The organism is Kitasatospora sp. NPDC101447 (genome assembly GCF_044767225.1).
Taxonomy (GTDB): Bacteria; Actinomycetota; Actinomycetes; order Streptomycetales; family Streptomycetaceae; genus Kitasatospora.
Genome location: NZ_JBIWNL010000001.1, coordinates 298,694 through 317,349, shown reverse-complemented (window position 1 = coordinate 317,349; position 18,656 = coordinate 298,694). Strand labels below are relative to the sequence as shown.

Genomic DNA, 18,656 nt, shown 5'->3' with positions numbered 1-18,656 from the left:
CCCGGCTCAGCTCCGGTTGTGGTCCCCCGTGCCGCCGTCGATCAGCTCCCGCAGGATGTCCACGTGCCCGGCGTGCCGCGCGACCTCCGTCGTCATGTGGATCAGCACCCAGCGCAGCGAGACGGTGTTGCCCGACCACGACGTCCCGAGGTCGTCCAGCGCGAGCTCCCGGATGGTCTCGTCCGCACCGGCCCGCGCCCGCGCGTAGAACTCCAGGACGTCCGCCGTCGACTCGTGCGGTTCCACCCGCATGTCGGACATCTCGTCGGCGTCGAGGTCGAACGGCAACGGCCCCGTCTCCCGGCCGAACGTCTCCCGGAACCACCCGAGTTCGGCACCACCGAGGTGCTTCACCAGCCCCAGCAGGTTCGTCCCGGACGGCGTCATCGGCCGGCGCAACTGCTCGTCGTCCAAGCCCTCCAGTTTCCACAGCACCGCATCGCGGTGCCGGTCCAGTGCGACGTGAAGGCTTTCCTTCTCCTCACCCGTGAAGGGCACTCGCTTCTCCATGATCGGACCGTACCAGCCGGCACCGACAACCCGGCTCCCCGATCACCGCCCCGGACCGGCCCGCCCCGACCCGTCCCTGCCCGGCGGGGATCACGGGTGCGCCCCGTCCCCGTACACGCCGCCCGCCCGGTCGGTCAGGCCCGCCATGAACTCCGCGTGCGCGAGGTTCATGAACGGAAGCGGCCGCCACCGGCTGCGGTGGTCGGGGTGATCGCGGAACCGCTCCGCCGTCCGGCACAGCCGCGCCCACCACAGGACGCCGTCCTGCCGCATCCGCTGCGTCCACCCGGGCTCGTCCCCGCGGCCCTCCATCAGTACGTCCTCCCAGGCGCCCAGGACGTCCGACAGGAAGATGCAGTCGGACTTCGTGACGTCCGCCAGGCGCTCGGCGGCGAACCGGGCGTCGGTGCCCTCGGGTTGGGCCTCGACCACCTCGCGCAGCCGGGCGTCGAGGAAGGCCCGCAGCGGCGTGACGTCCTCGTAGTGGAGGTCGTCGGAGAACTCCAGCAGTTCCACGGGCCTGCGTTCGCGTGCCATCGTGCGGTGTCCCCTCGGTCTCGGGCGGCGCGGTCGTCGACGGTCCGTCACGGAAACCCGACGGAACGTCACGTTCTCGCCCCGACCATAGCCCCGCCCCGACGGACGTCGCACCGGATTGCCGAACCTCCCCACCCGGCCCGCGGCGCGTGCCATCATGGGCGCCGCCCGCGCAACACGCCCGGCCACTGGAAGGAGTACCGCGAGGTGATGGTCGCCGACCGCCGGGTGCTGCTCACCATCCCGGTCGACCACGTGTACGGCACCCACCTCTGAACGGGCCGGGCCGACCACCGGCCCGGGGCGGCGACGACCGCGCCCCCCGGGCCACGGCTCACCCCGGCGTCGCGGTGACCACCGTGGCGTCCAGGTCCTCGTGCCGGCTCTCCGCCGCCGCCAGCCCGGCCTCCCGCGCCACCGCGAGGGCCGCCGCCACCTGACGCTCACTGGTCTCGAACAGCAGCGCGCCGTCCGCCGCCAGCCACCGCGGCGCCTGCGCGACCACCCTGCGCAGCACGTCCAGGCCGTCCGCTCCCCCGTCGAGCGCCGGCCGGGCCTCGTGCAGCCGCGCCTCGGGCGGCAGCAGCGCGAGGTCGCCCGTCGGGACGTACGGGACGTTGGCGATCAGCACGTCCACCCGGCCGTGCAGCTCCGGGGGCAGGGCCGCGAACAGGTCGCCCCGGTGGACCAGCCCGCCCGTTCCCGCCAGGTTGCGGCGGGCGCAGCGAACGGCGTCCGGGTCGATGTCCGCCGCGTGCAGCTCGACCGGGTGCGCGGCCCCGGCCGCCACGGCGGCGCCCAGTGCGCCGCTGCCGCAGCACAGGTCGAGCACCACCGCGCCCGGGCCCCGGGGCGGGCCGGTCAGCGCGGTGGCGGCGGCGGCCAGGAACTCGCTGCGCCGACGCGGGACGAAGACGCCCGGGTCGACGGCGATCCGCAGACCGGCGAACTCGGCCCAGCCGACGACGTGTTCGAGCGGACGGCCTTCGGCGCGGGAACGGACCATGGTGGCGAGGTCGGCGGGCGAGGCGGCGGCGGAGAGCAGGACGCGCGCCTCGTCCTCGGCGAACACGCAACCGGCTGCGCGCAGTCGGGAGACCACCGAGGATCGGAGAGCGGCGGAGGAGAAGACCGGCAAGAGAACCCCTTAGGGGAAGACGGGAGGAGGAGGAACGGAGGAGAAGGACTCCGTCAGGGCTCCCGCCAGGGCCGACACCGTCGGCACGCCGCCTACGCTACGCGCGCGCGGCGCCCGCACGGCCGCACTCAGGGAGCACCCGCTCGGACATTCCGGTAATGGGTCTCACCTCCCTAGGTCGCGGTCACACTCGGCGTCAACCACCTTACCGCACGGCCCGCCGAGGATGATCAACCGTGCTGCGGCCCCCGGCCCTTGCCGCTCGGTCGGGCGGGCGCGCGCTCCGTCGGGCGCCCACCGGGCAGTCGACCCGGGGGGCCGACCCGGGGGCGCGGCGGAGGGCGCCCACTCCCCGCTTCCGCTTCGCCCGCCGGGCGGGAGCGCACTCCTCTCCTGCGGATCCGCACTCCGGTCGGACGGTTACGCCGCCGGCCGGACGGTCACGCCGCCGGTCAGACGGGCTGCGGCGCCGGTGTGACCGGCTGGGGCGCCGGCGGCCTGGTGCGGTATCCGTCGGCCCTGCCGGGAGGCACCAGGCAGGGCAGCAACCAGTCCCAGAGGGCGCCGACCCGACGGGCACGCTCCTCGGCGGGGCAGCCGTCGGCGAACACCACCTCCAGACCGCAGGCGGCGGTCACGACCAGCGTCTCCGGGCCGAGACCGTCCGAGCGGGCGCGCAGTTCGCCGGCGCGGTCGGCTCCGGCCAGCAGGTCCCGGACGACGCCGGCCCAGACGCCGTGGAAGCCGCGCACACCCGCGAAGACCCGCCGGGGATCCACCGCCCCGGCTGCGCCCGACCCGAACCCGCCCGACCCGGGCCTTCCCGCCCCGAGCCCTCCCGCTGCGGGCCCGCCCGCGGACGGTCCGCCTGCGGAAGGGCCACCCGCCCCGGACCCACCCGTCGCATGGTCCGTCTGCCAGCCGCCCGCGCGGCCGAGGCGGAACGCCGCCCGGACCACCGGGTCCGTCCCCAGGGCGTCGACCAGCCAGTACCCGGCATCGATCAGCGCCTGGAGCGGCGAGTCGACGGCACGGTGGTCGCCGCAGGCCGACCGCAGCGAGCGCTCGGCCTGCTCGAAGACCGCTCTGGCCAGCTCCTCCTTGGAGGCGAAGTGGAAGTAGAGCGCCCCCTTCGTCACCCCTGCGGCTGCGGCGATCTCGCCGAGGGTGGCACCGGCGTAGCCGCAGCGGTCGAACAGCCCCGCCCCCGCCTCCACCAGCCGCCCGCGCGTCCGTTCCGACCTCTCCTGGACCACTCGTCCCACAACCCCTCACGACGACAAGCACGTTCCGACCGGACCCCGGCGAACTCCCGGGCGGGCGCCGGGTCCTGCGACCGACCTGCTCAGCCGACCCGGCTGAGTCGGGCTGCCGCCTCCGACAACCCGGCTCCGGCGGCGACGGGTTCGCGCCCGGTCCGCTCCGACGCGGCGGGTCGCTCCGGCGCGGCGAGCAGGATGGAGCGCTGGAGGCGGCGCAGTCCGACCGAGGGCTCCATGCCCAACTCCCGTACCAGGGTGTTCCGCAGGCGCTGGTAGGCCTCCAGGGCCTCGCCGCGCCGTCCGGAGCGGTGCAGGGCGATCATGTACTGGCCGTGCAGGCTCTCGTGGGTGCGGTAGCGGTCGACCAGGACGGTGAGTTCGGCGAGCAGCACGCGGTGCCGCCCGAGCCGCAGGTCGGCGTCGATCCGCTGGTCCAGCGCGCAGAGCCGGGTCTCCTCCAACCGCTTCGCCTCGACGGCGAGTTGGCCGCCGACCGGGACGTCCGCGAAGGCCGGACCGCGCCACAGTGCGAGCGCCTCGCCGAGCATCCGGGCGGCCAGCGGATGGTCCTCGCCGTCCATCGCCCGGTAGCCCGTACCGGCCAGCCGCTCGAACTCGCGGACGTCCGTCAGCCCGCCGCCGCTGTTCAGCATGTAGCCGCCGGGCGAGGTGACCAGGACGTCCTTGGCGCAGGTCGCCCCCGGACCGCCGTCCCCCTGGGCGAGCGCCCGGTCGATCAGGTCGCGCAGTTGGAGGACGTACGTCTGCACGGTGGTGCGCGCGCTGCGCGGCGGACGGCCGGACCACAGCTCGTCGGCCAGCACCCCCGCCGGAACCACCTGGTCGGCACGGAGTGCCAACAGCCCCAGCACCTGGCGCGGCTTGGGCGCCGACGGCACCACCGACACCCCGCACACCCGGACGTCCAACGCCCCGAGCACCCGAATTTCCACGATGACCACCCCAATCACACGGAACGCCGCAGGCTCTTCCGCCGCGGCCGGCACCCGGGTCGACAGCCCAGGGGGCAACTGTCACCAGTGAAAAACAGGACGCGCGGTTTGTCAATACAAAACCGAACGTGCTGTTTGTTTTCAGGTGGGGCCGCCCCGCTCACCCACTGGATCCGCTCCGCCACCCTCCGTACCGGCCGCAGTGCAAAACAAAGGCGGCGCAGGACCCCCGCATCCCGCCACCGCCACCGCGCCTTCGCGCGCCCACCTCCCGCGGACGGGAGGCCGGTTGATCCGGCGTCAGCCCACGCCGACCCCTGCCTGCTGCTCGACCGGCACCGCACCGCCCTCGTCGGCGCCGTCCCCGTCCACGCCGTCGTCCGACGTACGGGCCGCAGCGATCTCGGCGACCACCTGGGCGCCCCGGTCCGGCCCCATCCGCAGCGAGCCGAGCACACCCGGCACGGCGATGCTCGGCATCAGGTGCTGGAACAGCCCGGACACCCGAAGCTCCAGGTCAGCGCGCCCGGAGAGCTTCTGGGACTGGATCTGGACCCCCGTCCACGCGGCGATGACCAGCCATGCGGTGTCCGCCGGAACGACGTGCGGCAGCAGCTCACCGCGCTCGCCGGCCACGGTCAGCAGCGCCTCCATCCGGTCGATCCACCCGGGGATGGCTCCCCCGCCGAGGTCGTCGAACAGGTCCTGCCCGAGCGAGAGCCGGGCACCCGCGCTCAGCAGCGGGTCACGCGGCATCAGATACGCCACGACCATCCCGGTGTCCACGAACTCCTGGAGCTTGCAGCTCCGTTCGGGAACCCCGTCCTGGGAGAACTGCTCCTCGACCACGCCCTGTGCGAGATCCCGCTTCGACGCGAAATGGAAATAGACCGCACCGCGCGTCACCCCGGCCCGGGTCACCACCTCCCCGATGGTCGCTCCCTCGTACCCGAACTCGTCGAAGACCGATGCCGCCGCCTCCAGGATCAGCCGACGCGTCCGGAGCGCCCGCTCCTGCCGTACCACCGCAACCACCCCGCCCTGAGATCCCGGAAAACAAAACCAAACACCCCGTATCTTAGCTACGCCCCACCCGCAACCGACAAGACGATGTCGGGCAATCCCCCAACCGCTCGCCCTTCCCCGCAGTCCGCCGAGCCCCGTCCGACGGTCCGTCACCACGCAACCCGCCAGCCACTGCCGTTCGACTTACCCAGGGAAATCCTTTCGCTCACAAAAACCGAACGATTGGTTTCCTTTCGTCGCACAGTCGCCCTCCCCGTGGCCGTGCCGTCGCGGCCGGTGGGTGAGCTTCCTCTACGCGGACCAGGAGGAGGTCCAGGACATCGCCTGCGGCGACCGGCACCTCGCCGTCCGGACCGTCGCCCACTTCCCGGGCACCCCCGGCCCGCGCACGGTCTACGCCGTCAGCACCCCGTGGGCCGCACCGGGCGTCCTGCAAGCCCGCGTCCGCCGCCCGGACGGCACCGTCCTCCCCGACCGCGCCCGGTTCCCGGACGGGAAGGACTCGGCACACGTCCCCGGCGACCGCATCTGCGAGTGAGGAACCCGCCGGTCCGCACGAGAACCGCGCCCACCGGCGCCTCCGCGGGATCCGCCGCACCGTCGGCCGCCTGCCGTCACCCACATGCACCACTCGCCCGAACCGCGTGAACCAGCAGGCCGGGGCACACGTCGACCTGCCTTCACCCGACCCGCCGCGACAGGCTTCAGGACTCCTTCACGGCAGCGGCGTTGCGGCGGGTCTCGTCGAGGTGGAAGCCGATGTAGCGGGCGAGGATCAGCGGGTCCTGCGGGTTGTCGGCCTGGAAGGTGATGCGGCGCAGCAGGGTGACGCCGTCGAGCCCGACGCCCTCGCGGGCGAGCACGAAGAGGAGGGTGAGGAAGGCCGCGCGGGCGTTGCCGTCGTCGAAGGGGTGGAAGAAGCAGACGTCGAGGTAGGCGCGGGCGGCGCGGACGGTGAGCGGGAGCGCCCCGTCTCCGTCGGTGTCACCGGCGGAACCGGCGACCTCGGCGGGGCGAGCGCTCTCGGCGAGGCAGGCGTCGAAGCGGGCGCGGGTGTCGGGGGCGATGCCGTAGCGCTCCCCGCCGCCTTTGGCGAAGGCCGGCAGGGTGCGGAAGCGCGGCGGCTCCGGTGTGCCCAGCACGTGCTGCTGCCAGCCGCGGAGCAGTTCGAAGTCGAGGGCGGCGCCGCGTGCCGCGTCGGCGCGGAGTCGGTCGAGGGCGGCGAGCAGGCCGTCCGCCCGGGCGGGGTCGATGGAGCCGTCGAAGGCCTGGATGTCCTCGGCGGCTCCGTCGCGGGTCGGGGTCACCGGCCCGGACGTCGCCTCCGCCGAGGGTGCCGGCCAGGCCACGTCCGGGCGCACGGCGAGCCAGCGCTCCAGGTGGTCCGGTACGGCCGCCCCGCCCGCGGCGGGCCGGTCGGCGGCCTCGACGGCCCGGTCGGCGGCCGCTGCCACCGGCGGCAGCGACTCCGCCAGCCGCTCGGCGACCTCGTGGACCAGGACGGTGTCGGGGCTGACCCAGCTCGTGAACCTCCCGCCGACCGCCTCCTCGACGAGTTCCCGGGCGATGTCGGGCGCGACACCCCAACGGGCGAGGAACCAGGTGAGCACCTGCTTGCAGTGCCCGTACCAGCCGCTGTCGCCGCAGGTGCGGTCGGCCACGTGCAGGATGAGGCCGCGGGCGGCGCTCTGCCACAGGGCCCGCTGCTCCCCGATGGCGGCCGGGTCCAGCGGGTACGCCTCGAACCGTTCGGCGAGGTCCTCCAGCCAGGCGCGCCACTCGCGCACCGCCGCGACGACCCGCCCCAGCGTCTCCTCCGGGGTGGTCACCGAGTGTGGCGGGCAGCACCAGCTGTCGATCGGCCCGCCGTCGTAGTCCCCCTCGCCGATGGCCCAGCGCCAGCCGACGATCCAACCGCCGTAGTGCTGCGCGAGGGCGTAGGACATGGCGCCGGCCCAGGGCGCGGCCACGTTCCGGCTCCACTCGCGCCGCTCGGCGTCGCCCGTGGGGGCGTCGGACGCGGAGGGCACGCGCAGGGCCGGTCCGAGCCCGCGGACCTCCCGCTCGACCGATGCGGCGTCGAAGGGGTGACGGGTCGGGTCCACGTCGTGCCAGCTCAGGCGGCCGGGGGCCAGGTTCGGAATCACCGCGTCAGCTTGGCATACCGGTGCGATGCCGGTTCACGTGGTGTTCGGCCCGGCCCGGTGTCAGGCCGCCCAGGGCAGCCGCAGTGCCTCCAACTCGGCGTCGCCCAGCAGGGCTTCGACGAGGGCCGGGGGCCCGGCGACCTTGGTGGCCCAGAGGTCGTAGTCGGTGCACAGCACCCAGGAGCGGTCGGCGGCCCAGAGGTTGGAGGGGCTGGAGTCCACGTCGTCGGTGTCGTAGAGGAGTTCGGCGTCGCCGAGGCGGCCCTCGCGCACGTGGTGCTTGTCGAAGTCGTCGGCCGCCATCATCAGCGGGTTGTAGTAGGCCAGGCAGCGGGTGTCCGGGCCGGCCGGGCTGTGCTCGGTGAGGACGGCGATCAGACGGTTCCAGGTCTCCCGGTCGAGGCTCCCCTCGGCGGGCGGGACGATCCCGAGCGGCCAGCTGCCGCCCTTCCTCGCGGACGGGAAGCAGCGGAGGCAGGGCAGCTGCCCCTCGGGCACGACGGGGTCGCCGGTCCGTTCGGCGAGTTCGGCCCAGCGCAACCGCCGCCAGCCGGGTCCGGGGTGCTCGGCGCGGCCGAGGTCACCGCCCGTGGCCACGCCCACGGCGTCGAGGTCCACGCCCACGAGGACGAGGGGCTGCGCGCTCCCGTCCGCCAGCCGGGCCTGGCGGTACTCGTGGTGGGTGAGTTCGCCCGGCCCGTGCTCGTGCTCGTACATGGCGTTGAGCACCCAGGCGGCATCGGGCATCGCCGGCGGCATGAACCCGAGCACGCCGTCGCCGCACAGCTCGGTCAGCCAGTCGGCCGAACTGGAGGGCGCGAGGGGCCACCGGCCGCGCAGCGGGTCGGTCGACGGTTCGGGGTCCTGAGGCATCCGATCATGATCCCACACCGGTGGCTCGGGGCCGCCGGGCGGGCGGCACGGCCTGCGCGGTCGGCACGGTCGGCACGGCCTGCGCGGGTCTGTACGGCGGGGCATTCGCAACCAAACGGTTGAACAAGCGCGCGAGGCGGCGTAGCGTTGTTCTCAACCAATCGGTTGAGGAAGAGCAGGAGTGCATGGTGGCTGCCGACCAGCTGTCCCGGGCGTTCGTGGCCCTGGCGGATCCGACGCGACGGGACATCGTGGCCCGGCTGTCACTGCGGGACGCGACCGTCGGCGAGTTGGCCGAGTCCTATGCGATGTCCATGCAGGCCGTCTCCAAGCACCTGAAGGTGCTGGAGGAGGCCGGACTGGTGAGTCGCAGCCGGGACGGGCAGCGACGGCCGTGCCACTTGGAGCCGCAGGTGTTCGACTTGATGACGAGCTGGATCGAGCGGTACCGGCGCCAGGCCGAGGAGCGCTTCGGCCGCCTGGACGCCCTCCTCGCGGAGCTGGCGGACGACGATGCCCACACCGGGCCCGCCACCACCTCCACCTCCACTTCCACCGACAGCGACAGCGACAGCGACAGCGACAGCGACAGCGACAGCAGCGACAGCCACGGCAAGGATCGACCCCAGCAGAGCGAAGGAGACCCGTCATGACCTCCACCACCGGCCCCGAGACCCACATCGAGGCGGACCCGCAGCTGCCCACCATCCGGATCGTCCGCGAGTTCGACGCCCCGCAGGAGCGGGTGTTCCGGGCCTGGATCGAGCCCGAGCTGGTCGCCCAGTGGCTCGGCCCGAAGGACCTGGAGATGAAGATCGACACCTGGGAGGCCCGGACGGGCGGGCACTACCGCTACACGATGCACCGCGACGGCCAGGAGATCGCCGCCTTCTACGGCTCCTTCCACGAAGTCCGGCCGACCACCCGGCTCGTCCAGACCTTCACGTTCGAGGGTGTGCCGGACGGCGTCTCACTGGACACCGCCACCTTCGAGCCCGCCGGGGAGGGCCGCACCCGGGTCACCGTACTGTCGGTGGTCGACAGCCTGGCGGCCCGGGACGCCATCCTGGCCAGCGGCATGGAGCACGGCGTCGTCGAGGGCTACCGGCAGCTGGACGCCCTGCTCGCCACGGGCCTCGCCGCGGGCTGACCGAGCGACAGGCGGGCCGACGTGCCGCCGTGATCGCCCGGGCCATCCGGCTCCGGACTCCTGGGCCCGCGGGCTCCCGGGTTCTCCGCTTCCCGGGCGATCAGGGCAGCACGGCCACCGCCTCCACCTCCACCAGCTGGTCGTCGTACCCGAGCACCGAGACGCCGAGCAGGGTGCTGGGCGCGTCGTGCTCCCCCATGTAGGCGCGGTACACGTTCCACACCTTCACCAGGTCCGCCTGGTCACCGGAGGCCACGTACACGGTCGTCCGGGCGATGTCCGTCAGCCCGGCGCCGGCGTCCTCCAGCACCGTCACCAGGTTGCGCATCACCTGGTGGGCCTGCGCCTCGAAGTCGCCGACGGCGACCGTCCGGCCGTCCTCGTCGAGCGGACAGGCCCCGGCCAGCCACAGCGTGCGCGCCGGGGCGTCGACCACCGCGCCGTAGGCGTAGTCGACGGCCTGCGTCAGACGTGTGGTGCGGATCAACTTGACGGCGCTGCTCATGAGGTCCTCCGACGGCCCGACCGAACGTTCGCGCCCATCGTTGGCCCCATGTGAACGACCGTCAAACGATTTACCGACGGAATCCCCGCGGTCACAAGGCCGGTGCGCCCACGATTCACCGTTGCGGGTGATGGCGGGCGACCCCACCGGAACGCGATCCTGGTGCCCACGCACGCGCGTCCACACGCGTGCCTCCGCGCACGCACCTCCGCACGCGTGTCTCCGCCCGCAACCGCCGCCCGGGAGCCGCCCCATGGAACGCCAACCGTCCGACCGCGACCAGGACGCCGGCGTCGGACGGCGCCGCATGCTCGGCCTCGCCCTCGGGGCGGGCCTGGTCCCGGCGCTCGCCCCCTCGCTCACCCCGGCGGCGCAGGCAGCGCAGGCGGCACACGCCGCACACCCGACGCCCACCCCACCCCCCGCACGGGACACCGAGCCCGCCGGCGCGCTGGGCCTGCGGGTCGCCGCCGTGGCAGCCGCCCAGATCGGGGTGCCGTACGCCTGGGGCGGCGGCGACCGCCTCGGCGCGGGCCTCGGCTTCTGCGACGACCAGAACGGCTACCTCAACGGCCTGTGCATGGGCGAGACGACGGTGGGCTTCGACTGCAGCGGCCTCTCGCTCTACTGCTGGTACCGGGGCAGCGAGGGTGCCGTCGAGCTGGGGCACTACACCGTCGCCCAGTTCAACCGCAGCGCCCCGGTGGAGCGCGACGCGCTCGCCCCGGGCGACCTGCTGTTCTTCTCCCGCCCCGACGCGCCGCTGCACCACGTCGGGATCCACGTCGGCGACGGCGCGATGATCCACGCCGAGCGCACCGGCACGCTGGTCGCCCGCGTCGAGCACGTGCTCGACGTTCCGCGCTGGGCGGGCGAGTTCGCCGGCGCCCGCCGCCCCGCGCCGCCCGCCGACTGACCGCCCGCCACCCCCGGCCCGGCCCGCCCGCCGCCTGACCGGCCGCGGACGTCCCGGTCACCGGTCACAGACCGGTGCGCCGCTCCCCCGCTCCCCGGTGGACCCGGAGCAGCAGCGACTGCAGCACCTGCCGCTCCCCCGCGTCCAGCGGCGCCAGCACCTCGTCCTGCACCGCCCGCGCCTGCGCGTCGAGTTCGGCGAGCAGCGCCCGCCCGGCGGTGGTGATCGAGACCGAGACCCGTCGCCGGTCGGCGCGGTCCCGGGCGCGCTCGACGTACCCGGCGGCGGCGAGCTGGTCGGCGACCTTGGCGAGGTCGCTCGGGTCGAGGCTCAGCCGCCGTACGAGGTCGCGCTGGGCCTGCGGACCGAAGTCGGCGAGCGAGGCGAGCACCGCCATGTCCCAGAGCCGCAGGCCGCGTTCGGCCAGCCGCTCGGCGAGCCGGACACGGGCCGTCCGGCCGACCCGGGAGAGCAGATAGGTGCTCAGATCCAACAGGGACGGGGGAAGTTCGAGTCCCTGGAGGTCGGGCGCGGAGCCCTCGGGCGCGGGACGCTCGGACGCGGAGGGCGGGTTCTCGGAGGCCATGGCGCCATTCTAGGGTCCACACCTATAGTGGGTGTCGACCCACTAATATTGGACCCGAGTCGCCCGTGGCCGACCTGAGCCACCCCGAACCGACCCGAGCCGATCCGACCGAACCCGACCCGACCCGACCGAACCCAGGAGTTCGCCCGTGGACGCCCTGTACCCCCGCCTGCTCGTCACCCGCTTCGCCGACTGCTTCGCCTTCTACGGCGCGATCCTGCCGCCGTTCACGGGCGCCGCCCTGGTCAAGGGCACACCCGAGGGCCCGTACGCCAACTGGGACGTCGCCGACCAAGCCGTTCTGGTGCTCTTCGACCGTTCCATGATGGCCGCCACCCTCGGCACCGCCGGGTCGCCCACCCGCCCCGCCACACCCACGCAGGACTCCGCGATGCTGGTCTTCCGGGTGGACGACGTGGACTCCGCGGTCGACCTCTGCCTGCGCCACGGCGGCACCCTGGCCGTCAAGGCGACCGACCGGCCGGAGTGGGGCCCGAACCTCCGAACCGCCCATCTGCGGGACCCGGACGGTCACCTGATCGAGCTTCAGTCCTACTAAGACTGAGACGCGTCCCCCTGACGCAGGCCAGGGACACCGGTCAGGGGCTCCGGTCGAGGGCGCAGGTCATAGGACACCAAGGGCGTGGGCGGGCGCGTCCGGCACTGCCGCGCGATCGCCGCCTGCGCGCGCTACCCCAGGGGTCGTCGGCCGGTCGGCCGGCGCGACCTCCGCGGCTGCCGCACGACGACGCGGCCGAAGGTCTTCTTGCCGACCAGCTCCACGCGCAGCCGGACCGGCACGTCCGGGTCCGGCGTCCGCCGGTCCCTGACCCTGCTGAACTCCAGGGCCAGGCCGTCGGCATCGACCACCATGCCCGGCGCGACGATCAGCGTCAGGGTCTTGCCCCGCATGTCCAGCGCGATCTGCACGGTGTCCTGGGTGATCACCGCCTGCGTGAAGTCCAGTGTCACCTTGCAGAACTCCGCGGACAGCTCCAGCCGCCGGGGCACCACCCAGCGCCCCGACCGCTCGACCGTACTGAACCGCTGGTCGATCCGGACCACGTCCTTGACCTCGGCCAGGGCCCCGGTGGCCGAGACCGGCCCGGTCGGCAGGTCGACGGTGAGCTCGGCCAGCTCGTCGACCGTCCGCGCCGACAGGGCCGCGTCCACGCGCTCGTCCAGCTCGTCGGACGTCAGCCGGCCGTCGCCCGCCGCGACCCGGAGCAGCTCGACCACCCGGTCCCGGTCCGCGTGGGAGGCCCGCATCGCGGGCTGCGAACCGTGCCCGGAGGGCGTTCCGGCGGGCTTCCCGGCGGACCCTGCGGTGGGCTTCCCGATGGGCGAGATCTCTCCCGGCATGCATCCCGTCCTGAGCTCGACGAAGGGCTTTCACGCGATGGGGTCGGTGGTGCGACCGACGGCGCGAACAGGAACACGCTATATCGCGATACGTTTGGCCGCCAGGGTCGACCACGGACGGGCCGGCCGCCGGCCGACCGACCACGGCAGGCCGACCATCGACAGATCAACAGTTCGAGCAGGGGATCGCATGGAGCTACGGCAGCTGCGCTGCTTCGTCGCCGTGGCCGAGGAGCTGCACTTCGGGCGGGCCGCCGAGAAGCTGCTGCTCGGCCAGCCCGCCGTGAGCCAGCAGGTCCGGCGCCTGGAACGGGAGTTGAAGGTCGAGCTGTTCGACCGCTCGCCCCGGCACGTCCGGCTGACCCAGGCCGGCGAGCGCTTCCTGCCCGCCGCCCGGGACGTCCTGGCCGCCGAGGACGCCGCCCGCGCCCTCGCCGCCGATCTGGCCGCACCGGCCGTCCTCCGGCTCGGCACCGTCACCGGGCTCGGCGAGCGGCTCGACCTGATCCTGGACACCTACCAGCGGCGGGCCCCCGAGGTGCGCGTCGAACTGCACTCCGCCCCGGTGCGGGAACGGCTCGCCCGGCTGGCGGACGGCCGTCTCGACGCCGCGTTCGTCCGCGGTGCCGTCGCCGAGGACAGCCCCGACCTCCGCTTCCTGCCCGCCTGGGAGGACGAGTTGGTGCTCGCGCTGCCCGCCCGGCACGCCCTCGCCGACCGGCCCGAGGTCGACCTCGCGGACCTCGCCGACCTGCCGCTGCGACTCACCGAGCGCCGCAACAACCCGGCCCTGGTGGACCTGGTGACGGACGCCTGCGCCCGGGCCGGCTTCCGGCCGGTCCCCGGCCCGGCGCACGACGGCACCCTCCAGGACACCCTGGCCTCGATCGGCACCGGCACCCCGATGTGGACGGTGGTGTACGCCGCCAACGCCCGGATGACGAACGCCCACCGGATCGCCTTCCGCCCCTGCCGGACCCCGCTCGCCGTACCGACCTCGATCGCCGTACGGCGCACCGCCCCGCTCCCCCGGCTGCTCCTGGAAGCCTGCCGCCGCACCGCTGCGACCGGGGACGATCAGGATTCGTGATCGCTGCCAGAGCGAATCGGGTCTGGGTGCCGACGGCCCGGTGGGGTGGACTGTTCCCAGCCGGAGAAACCGGCAGGAGAACCCCGCCGGAAGTCCCGGCGGGAACACCCGGTCAGGAGCCGAACATGCCCATCGTCACCATTCAGCAGGGCCCGCGCGGGGTCGAGCAGAAGCGCGAGCTGGTCGAGCGGATCACCGAGGCCTTCGTGGCGACCCTGGAGGTTCCCGCCGAGAGCGTGTCGGTGTGGATCCAGGAGTACCCGGCGGAGAACTGGGGCGCCGCCGGCCGGCTCACCGCGGACCGGTAGCCGCCGGCCGCCACCGCGAGCCGACCGCCGGGCGTCTCCCGGCGGTCGGCGGCCGAGGCAGGCCGAGGCCAAGGCGGCCGAGGCGCCCAGCCGGCCGAGGCGCTCAGGCAGCCAAGCAGGCAGGCAGACGGTCGAGGCAGACCGGCGGGCCCGGCCCGCTACTCCTCCACCAGCAGCACCACGCGGTCGCCCGGTCGCTCCGCCGTGCGGGTCAGGCCGTCCGCCCCGGCGAGCGCGTCGGCGAGGGTGTCCGGTGCGCAGGCCCGCCCGAGGACCGGCGAGGCCGCGTCCGCGCCCGGAACGTGCCCGAGCACGGCGGCGCAGTAGCGGCCGTCGGGTACGGGCAGCGGGCGGAGTTGGGCCGAGCCGGCCGGGGTGGCGGCGACGGCCCCGGCGAGGGCGAGGGAGCCGGCGAGGGCGGGGGCGGCGAGCCTGCGCGGGATGCGCACGGGATACCTCCGGTACGGGTGGGGACAGCGGCGGCCGTGGACTCGGCCGCCGCGCCCATTCGACGGGCGGCCGCCGCCCACGGCCCGGCCGACACACCGCGAGCCGCACTAGTCGTACGTTCGCCACCGACCCGACGGGCGCCGCGCCCTCGCCGGCCCGCTCACCGCCCGCTCACCACCCGGGACCGTCCTCCCACAGCTCGGCACCGCAGGCGGCGACCAGCGCGCCGATCCGGGCCCACGCCTCCTCCGCCGGCAGCGGCTCCAGCCGCCGGCCGTCCCGAAGCCGCAGCGCGACCCGGTCGTCCACGGCCTCCTTGGCGCCGATCACCGCCTGGTACGGCACCAGCCTGGCCTCCCGGATCCGGGCACCGAGGGTTCCGTGCTCGGGCCCGGCGACCTCGGCCCGCAGCCCGAGGTCGAGGCAGCGCTGCCGGAGCCGTTCGGCCTGCGGCAGTTCGGCGTCGGAGATCGGCAGCAGCACGACCTGGACGGGCGCCAGCCAAGCCGGGAACGCGCCGCCGTACAGCTCGATCAGGTGGGCGACCACCCGTTCGACGCTGCCGATCACGCTGCGGTGGACCATCACCGGGCGGTGCTTGGCGCCGTCCGGGCCGATGTAGTGCAGGTTGAACCGCTCGGGCTGGTGGAAGTCGATCTGGACGGTGGAGAGGGTGAACTCGCGCCCGGCGCCGTCGGCGATCTGCACGTCGATCTTGGGCCCGTAGAACGCGGCCTCGCCCTCCGCCGCCTCGAACGGCACGCCGGACCGCTCCAGCACGTCGGTGAGCAGCGCGGTGGCACGCTCCCAGAGCGCCGGATCGGCAACGTACTTGCCGCCCGCGCCGGGTAGCGAAAGACGGTAGCGGACCGGCACGATGCCGAGCGCCCGGTGCGCCTCGCGGATCAACTCCAGTGCGGCGACGGCCTCGTCGGCGGCCTGCTCCGGGGTGCAGAACACATGGGCGTCGTTCAGCTGGATCGCCCGGACCCTGGTCAGCCCGCCCAGCACCCCGGACGGCTCGGAGCGGTACATCCCGCCCAACTCGGCCATCCGCAAAGGTAGTTCCCGGTAGCTGTGGGCACGGGAGCGGTAGATCAGGGCATGGTGCGGGCAGAGGCTGGGCCGCAGCACCATCTCCTCCGAGCCCAGCTCCATGGGCGGGAACATGTCCTCGCGGTAGTGCGCCCAGTGCCCGGAGATCTCGTACAGCTCGCGCTTGCCGAGCACCGGGGAGTAGACGTGGCGGTAGCCGGCCCGGCGCTCACGGCCGCGGATGAACTCCTCCAGGGTGTGCCGGATCGCGGCGCCGTCGGGCAGCCAGTACGGCAGGCCGGCGCCCATCAGCGGGTCGGTGTCGAACAGGTCGAGCTCACGGCCGAGCCTGCGGTGGTCGTGCGCGGGGTGGTCGTGCACGGCGCTGTCCTGCGCGGCGCTGTGGTGTACGGCGTTGTCGTGCGCGGCGCTGTGGCGTACGGCGGTGTCGTGCGCGGCGGTGTCGTGCGCGGGCTGGGCGTTCATGGTTCTGGTCTCCACTCTGGGACTGCGGGCGAGTGGAGCCGGGAACGACGAAGCCCCGGGGCACTCGCCCCGGGGCTTCGGACTAGGTCAGCAGTCAGCGCGCCGGGACTCTCTCCGGCGTCGTCGTGACGAGTGCAGCGCGCTTCATGTCATCCACCGTAGCAGGCCGGTGGCCGAGCGCGAGATCTTTTCCGGCCGCCGCGACCGGCGGCCCGCTCAGTACAGGACGACGCACCCGCGCGCGGCGAGCGCGGCCAGCACCTGCGGCGACGGCCGCACCTCGTTCCACCGCAGGTCCAGCTTCTCCAACGCGGGAAACGCGGGCGGCACCGGAGACCCGGGCAGCCCCGGCAGCCCGGCCGACTCGCCCGGTTCGGTCAGCCAGCGCGGCAGTTCGGTGATCCGGTTGCCGCGCAGGTCGAGGCGGCGCAGCAGCGGCAGTCCGGCGAGCGCAGCCGGGATCTCGGTGAGCGCGTTCTCCCTGAGTTCCAGCTCGCGCAGCTCGGTGAGCCCGGCCACGGACTCCGGCAGCGCGGTCAACTCGTTCCCGCGGAGCCAGAGTTCGCGCAGCGCACCGAGCCTGCCGATGGACTCCGGCAGCGTGCCGAGCCGGTTGTGCTGCGCACGGAGTTCGATCAGGGAGGCCATCTCTCCGATGGTGGCGGGGAGTTCGGTGAGCAGGTTCTCGCCGACGTTGAGGTAGCGCAGTGCGGCGAGCCGGCCGAGGGTGTCCGGCAGGACGGTCAGCGCATTGTCGTGCACGTAGAGGAAGTCGCCGAGCCCGGTGAGGCTCCCCAGCTCCGCGGGCAGCGCGGCGAGCCGGTTGTGCCCGAGATCGAGGGTGCGCAGCGCCGTCAACCTCCCGATCCCGGGCGGGAGTTCGGTGATCCCGGTGTCGGCGAGGATGAGCACCGTCAGGTCGGTGCGGTCCCACAGCCCGTCGGGCACCCGGCCGAGCTGCTGCTTCCAGAGGTTGAGTGTCGTGTCCGTCACGCCGGTCATTCTCCGCCACCGAGCCGCAGGCGGCTCCAGCGGTGTCACGGCGCCACGGTGTTACCGGGTGCCGCAGAAGGCCTGCTCCAGGAAGCCGTACCCCGCCACCGCCTGCGCCTGGAGCTGGGTCTCGTCCCCACGCGGGGCGACGGACATCGCGACCTGCCGCTCCCCCGAGTTCCACAGCTGCGAGCTGTAGCCGGCCACCCCGCCGTCGTGCCCGTAGACCACCCCGCAGGACAGCTGCCACCGGGCCAGTCCCAGCCCGTAGCTCAGTCCCGTGGGTTGGCCGTCGACCACGATCGGGACCGTCGTGGTCATCTCCTTCATGAGCGCGGGCGGGAGCAGCCGCCCGCCGGTCAGGGCCTGCTCGAAGCGGTTCAGGTCGCTCAGGGTGGAGACGAGTTCGCCCGCCGAGTTCGCCCAGGAGACGCTCTGCACGGTCACGTCCCGGTCGCTGCGGTCCGCCGGGCCGGGGCCCTCGACGAGCGTCAGGTAGCCGTGCGCGTGCGGGCCGCGGATGTCGGTGGCCGTCCCCGGGAAGTACATCCCGGCCAGGCCGAGCGGGCGCAGGAGGCGCGCGGTGATCTCCTGGGCGTAGCCGTGCCCGGTGACCCGCTCGATGATCATGCCGAGCAGGGTGTAGTTGACGTTGGAGTAGCCCCACGAGGTGCCCGGCGGGAAGGCGGGCGTGTGCGCCACCGCAGCCGCGACCACCTGCGCCGGGGTGATCGTCCGGGTCAGGCCGCCCTGGTCCAGCCAGGTCCGGACGGCCGCCGGGTCGGTCGGGTCGGGGAAGAGCCCGCCCTTCTCGTTGGTCGGGTCCCAGAGGCCGGAGGTGTGGTTGAGCAGTTGGCGCACGGTGATGTGCGCGCCGTCGGGGACGGCGCCCGGAAGGTGGCGCTCGACCGGGTCGTCCAGGCCGATCCGGCCCTCCCCCACCAGCTGGAGCACGGTGGTGGCGGTGAACACCTTGGTGATGCTGCCGGCCCGGAACCGCCCGTCGGTGCGGACCGGCGTGCCGGTGGCCAGGTCGGAGACGCCCGACCCGCCGCGCCAGACCCCGTTCCGGTCCCTGACCTCGGCGATCGCGGAGACCGCGCCCGCGCCGGTCACCGCCCGCAGCGCCGCCGTCCGGCGGTCGGCGGCGGTCGGCTCGCCGCCGTTCGACCCGCCGTCCTGCCCGGCGGCCGCCGCCGAGGCGACCGGCGCCGCCAGCGCCAGACAGACCGTCGCCGCCAGCGCCGAAACGGTGCGCCGCGCCGTGCGCGCCCCACCCGACGCCGTACGCCCCCCGCCCGACGCCGTACGTCCCTCACCCTGCTTCAT

At 74.0% G+C, this 18,656-nt stretch carries 22 protein-coding genes; 7 read left to right on the top strand and 15 right to left on the bottom strand.

Annotation, left to right across the window (positions count from 1 at the left end; genetic code table 11):
- Window positions 1-6: 6 nt before the first annotated feature.
- The 6 genes from ACIRST_RS01395 to ACIRST_RS01370 form a co-directional block, all read right to left on the bottom strand.
- Window positions 7-510: a DinB family protein gene (locus tag ACIRST_RS01395; RefSeq protein ID WP_402798973.1), complete on the bottom strand. Its 504-nt coding sequence runs from the start codon at window positions 508-510 to the stop codon at window positions 7-9.
- A 90-nt stretch (window positions 511-600) separates the two neighbouring features.
- Window positions 601-1,047 carry a hypothetical protein gene (locus ACIRST_RS01390; protein WP_350522877.1) on the bottom strand — a complete coding sequence of 149 codons (447 nt, stop codon included), beginning with the start codon at window positions 1,045-1,047 and terminating at the stop codon, window positions 601-603.
- 334 nt (window positions 1,048-1,381) lie between these two features.
- Window positions 1,382-2,185, bottom strand: a complete 804-nt coding sequence (locus tag ACIRST_RS01385) for a putative protein N(5)-glutamine methyltransferase (protein ID WP_402798971.1) — start codon at window positions 2,183-2,185, stop codon at window positions 1,382-1,384.
- A 452-nt stretch (window positions 2,186-2,637) separates the two neighbouring features.
- Window positions 2,638-3,441 (bottom strand): TetR family transcriptional regulator, encoded by an 804-nt coding sequence (locus ACIRST_RS01380; RefSeq protein WP_402798969.1) that lies wholly within the window; start codon window positions 3,439-3,441, stop codon window positions 2,638-2,640.
- 89 nt (window positions 3,442-3,530) lie between these two features.
- Entirely contained in the window at window positions 3,531-4,400 is an 870-nt protein-coding gene (locus ACIRST_RS01375; protein WP_350522881.1) for an AfsR/SARP family transcriptional regulator, read from the bottom strand.
- 300 nt (window positions 4,401-4,700) lie between these two features.
- Window positions 4,701-5,435 carry a ScbR family autoregulator-binding transcription factor gene (locus ACIRST_RS01370; RefSeq protein ID WP_402798966.1) on the bottom strand — a complete coding sequence of 245 codons (735 nt, stop codon included), beginning with the start codon at window positions 5,433-5,435 and terminating at the stop codon, window positions 4,701-4,703.
- A 271-nt stretch (window positions 5,436-5,706) separates the two neighbouring features.
- On the opposite strand from ACIRST_RS01370, the gene ACIRST_RS01365 reads away from it, so the two are divergent.
- The gene (locus ACIRST_RS01365) at window positions 5,707-5,964 is read left to right on the top strand and encodes a hypothetical protein (protein ID WP_402798963.1); all 258 of its coding nucleotides are present in this window, start codon (window positions 5,707-5,709) and stop codon (window positions 5,962-5,964) included.
- A 166-nt stretch (window positions 5,965-6,130) separates the two neighbouring features.
- On the opposite strand, the gene ACIRST_RS01360 is transcribed toward ACIRST_RS01365, so the two are convergent.
- Together ACIRST_RS01360 and ACIRST_RS01355 are read right to left on the bottom strand one after the other, a co-directional pair.
- Window positions 6,131-7,573 carry a cell filamentation protein Fic gene (locus ACIRST_RS01360; RefSeq protein WP_402798961.1) on the bottom strand — a complete coding sequence of 481 codons (1,443 nt, stop codon included), beginning with the start codon at window positions 7,571-7,573 and terminating at the stop codon, window positions 6,131-6,133.
- A gap of 60 nt (window positions 7,574-7,633) precedes the next feature.
- Window positions 7,634-8,446, bottom strand: coding sequence for a hypothetical protein (locus tag ACIRST_RS01355; RefSeq protein WP_402798959.1), 813 nt, complete (start codon window positions 8,444-8,446; stop codon window positions 7,634-7,636).
- Between the two features lie 185 nt (window positions 8,447-8,631).
- Here ACIRST_RS01355 and ACIRST_RS01350 point away from each other — a divergent pair, with 185 nt between their 5' ends.
- Complete coding sequence (locus ACIRST_RS01350) at window positions 8,632-9,099, top strand: ArsR/SmtB family transcription factor (RefSeq protein WP_402798957.1); 468 nt, start codon at window positions 8,632-8,634, stop codon at window positions 9,097-9,099.
- A complete protein-coding gene (locus tag ACIRST_RS01345; protein WP_350522887.1) occupies window positions 9,096-9,596 on the top strand; it encodes an SRPBCC family protein in 501 nt (166 codons plus the stop codon). The genes ACIRST_RS01350 and ACIRST_RS01345 overlap by 4 nt, the downstream gene beginning before the upstream one ends.
- A 100-nt stretch (window positions 9,597-9,696) precedes the next feature.
- Here ACIRST_RS01345 and ACIRST_RS01340 read toward each other — a convergent pair whose 3' ends face one another.
- A complete protein-coding gene (locus tag ACIRST_RS01340) occupies window positions 9,697-10,101 on the bottom strand; it encodes a RidA family protein (RefSeq protein WP_402798955.1) in 405 nt (134 codons plus the stop codon).
- 253 nt (window positions 10,102-10,354) lie between these two features.
- On the opposite strand from ACIRST_RS01340, the gene ACIRST_RS01335 reads away from it, so the two are divergent.
- Window positions 10,355-11,017 (top strand): C40 family peptidase, encoded by a 663-nt coding sequence (locus ACIRST_RS01335; protein WP_402798953.1) that lies wholly within the window; start codon window positions 10,355-10,357, stop codon window positions 11,015-11,017.
- Window positions 11,018-11,081: 64 nt separating this feature from the next.
- On the opposite strand, the gene ACIRST_RS01330 is transcribed toward ACIRST_RS01335, so the two are convergent.
- Window positions 11,082-11,603: a MarR family winged helix-turn-helix transcriptional regulator gene (locus ACIRST_RS01330; protein WP_350522890.1), complete on the bottom strand. Its 522-nt coding sequence runs from the start codon at window positions 11,601-11,603 to the stop codon at window positions 11,082-11,084.
- 148 nt (window positions 11,604-11,751) lie between these two features.
- Here ACIRST_RS01330 and ACIRST_RS01325 point away from each other — a divergent pair, with 148 nt between their 5' ends.
- Window positions 11,752-12,162 (top strand): VOC family protein, encoded by a 411-nt coding sequence (locus ACIRST_RS01325; RefSeq protein ID WP_350522891.1) that lies wholly within the window; start codon window positions 11,752-11,754, stop codon window positions 12,160-12,162.
- Between the two features lie 131 nt (window positions 12,163-12,293).
- Here the strand turns inward: ACIRST_RS01325 and ACIRST_RS01320 are convergent, their stop codons facing one another.
- Entirely contained in the window at window positions 12,294-12,965 is a 672-nt protein-coding gene (locus tag ACIRST_RS01320; protein WP_402798950.1) for a DUF1707 domain-containing protein, read from the bottom strand.
- A gap of 190 nt (window positions 12,966-13,155) precedes the next feature.
- Here ACIRST_RS01320 and ACIRST_RS01315 point away from each other — a divergent pair, with 190 nt between their 5' ends.
- Both ACIRST_RS01315 and dmpI read left to right on the top strand, forming a co-directional pair.
- Window positions 13,156-14,055, top strand: a complete 900-nt coding sequence (locus ACIRST_RS01315) for a LysR family transcriptional regulator (RefSeq protein WP_350522893.1) — start codon at window positions 13,156-13,158, stop codon at window positions 14,053-14,055.
- A 125-nt stretch (window positions 14,056-14,180) separates the two neighbouring features.
- On the top strand, window positions 14,181-14,363 hold the full coding sequence (gene dmpI, locus ACIRST_RS01310; RefSeq protein ID WP_350522894.1) for a 4-oxalocrotonate tautomerase DmpI: 183 nt from the start codon (window positions 14,181-14,183) through the stop codon (window positions 14,361-14,363).
- A 158-nt stretch (window positions 14,364-14,521) separates the two neighbouring features.
- Here dmpI and ACIRST_RS01305 read toward each other — a convergent pair whose 3' ends face one another.
- From ACIRST_RS01305 to ACIRST_RS01290, 4 genes are all read right to left on the bottom strand, one after another.
- Entirely contained in the window at window positions 14,522-14,812 is a 291-nt protein-coding gene (locus ACIRST_RS01305; RefSeq protein WP_350525914.1) for a hypothetical protein, read from the bottom strand.
- A gap of 172 nt (window positions 14,813-14,984) precedes the next feature.
- Window positions 14,985-16,334: a threonine--tRNA ligase gene (gene thrS / locus ACIRST_RS01300; RefSeq protein WP_402798946.1), complete on the bottom strand. Its 1,350-nt coding sequence runs from the start codon at window positions 16,332-16,334 to the stop codon at window positions 14,985-14,987.
- 216 nt (window positions 16,335-16,550) lie between these two features.
- The gene (locus tag ACIRST_RS01295) at window positions 16,551-17,336 is read right to left on the bottom strand and encodes a leucine-rich repeat domain-containing protein (protein ID WP_402798944.1); all 786 of its coding nucleotides are present in this window, start codon (window positions 17,334-17,336) and stop codon (window positions 16,551-16,553) included.
- Window positions 17,337-17,387: 51 nt separating this feature from the next.
- Entirely contained in the window at window positions 17,388-18,656 is a 1,269-nt protein-coding gene (locus ACIRST_RS01290) for a serine hydrolase domain-containing protein (protein ID WP_402798942.1), read from the bottom strand.

Coding starts and splice junctions, on each gene's coding strand:
- ACIRST_RS01390 (WP_350522877.1), bottom strand. CDS start 1,047: ATGGCACGCGAACGCAGGCCCGTGGAACTGCTGGAGTTCTCCGACGAC.
- ACIRST_RS01335 (WP_402798953.1), top strand. CDS start 10,355: ATGGAACGCCAACCGTCCGACCGCGACCAGGACGCCGGCGTCGGACGG.
- ACIRST_RS01330 (WP_350522890.1), bottom strand. CDS start 11,603: ATGGCCTCCGAGAACCCGCCCTCCGCGTCCGAGCGTCCCGCGCCCGAG.
- dmpI (WP_350522894.1), top strand. CDS start 14,181: ATGCCCATCGTCACCATTCAGCAGGGCCCGCGCGGGGTCGAGCAGAAG.
- ACIRST_RS01345 (WP_350522887.1), top strand. CDS start 9,096: ATGACCTCCACCACCGGCCCCGAGACCCACATCGAGGCGGACCCGCAG.
- ACIRST_RS01315 (WP_350522893.1), top strand. CDS start 13,156: ATGGAGCTACGGCAGCTGCGCTGCTTCGTCGCCGTGGCCGAGGAGCTG.
- ACIRST_RS01320 (WP_402798950.1), bottom strand. CDS start 12,965: ATGCCGGGAGAGATCTCGCCCATCGGGAAGCCCACCGCAGGGTCCGCC.
- ACIRST_RS01340 (WP_402798955.1), bottom strand. CDS start 10,101: ATGAGCAGCGCCGTCAAGTTGATCCGCACCACACGTCTGACGCAGGCC.
- ACIRST_RS01395 (WP_402798973.1), bottom strand. CDS start 510: ATGGAGAAGCGAGTGCCCTTCACGGGTGAGGAGAAGGAAAGCCTTCAC.
- thrS (WP_402798946.1), bottom strand. CDS start 16,334: ATGAACGCCCAGCCCGCGCACGACACCGCCGCGCACGACACCGCCGTA.
- ACIRST_RS01350 (WP_402798957.1), top strand. CDS start 8,632: ATGGTGGCTGCCGACCAGCTGTCCCGGGCGTTCGTGGCCCTGGCGGAT.
- ACIRST_RS01290 (WP_402798942.1), bottom strand. CDS start 18,656: ATGAAGCAGGGTGAGGGACGTACGGCGTCGGGCGGGGGGCGTACGGCG.
- ACIRST_RS01355 (WP_402798959.1), bottom strand. CDS start 8,446: ATGCCTCAGGACCCCGAACCGTCGACCGACCCGCTGCGCGGCCGGTGG.
- ACIRST_RS01295 (WP_402798944.1), bottom strand. CDS start 17,336: ATGACCGGCGTGACGGACACGACACTCAACCTCTGGAAGCAGCAGCTC.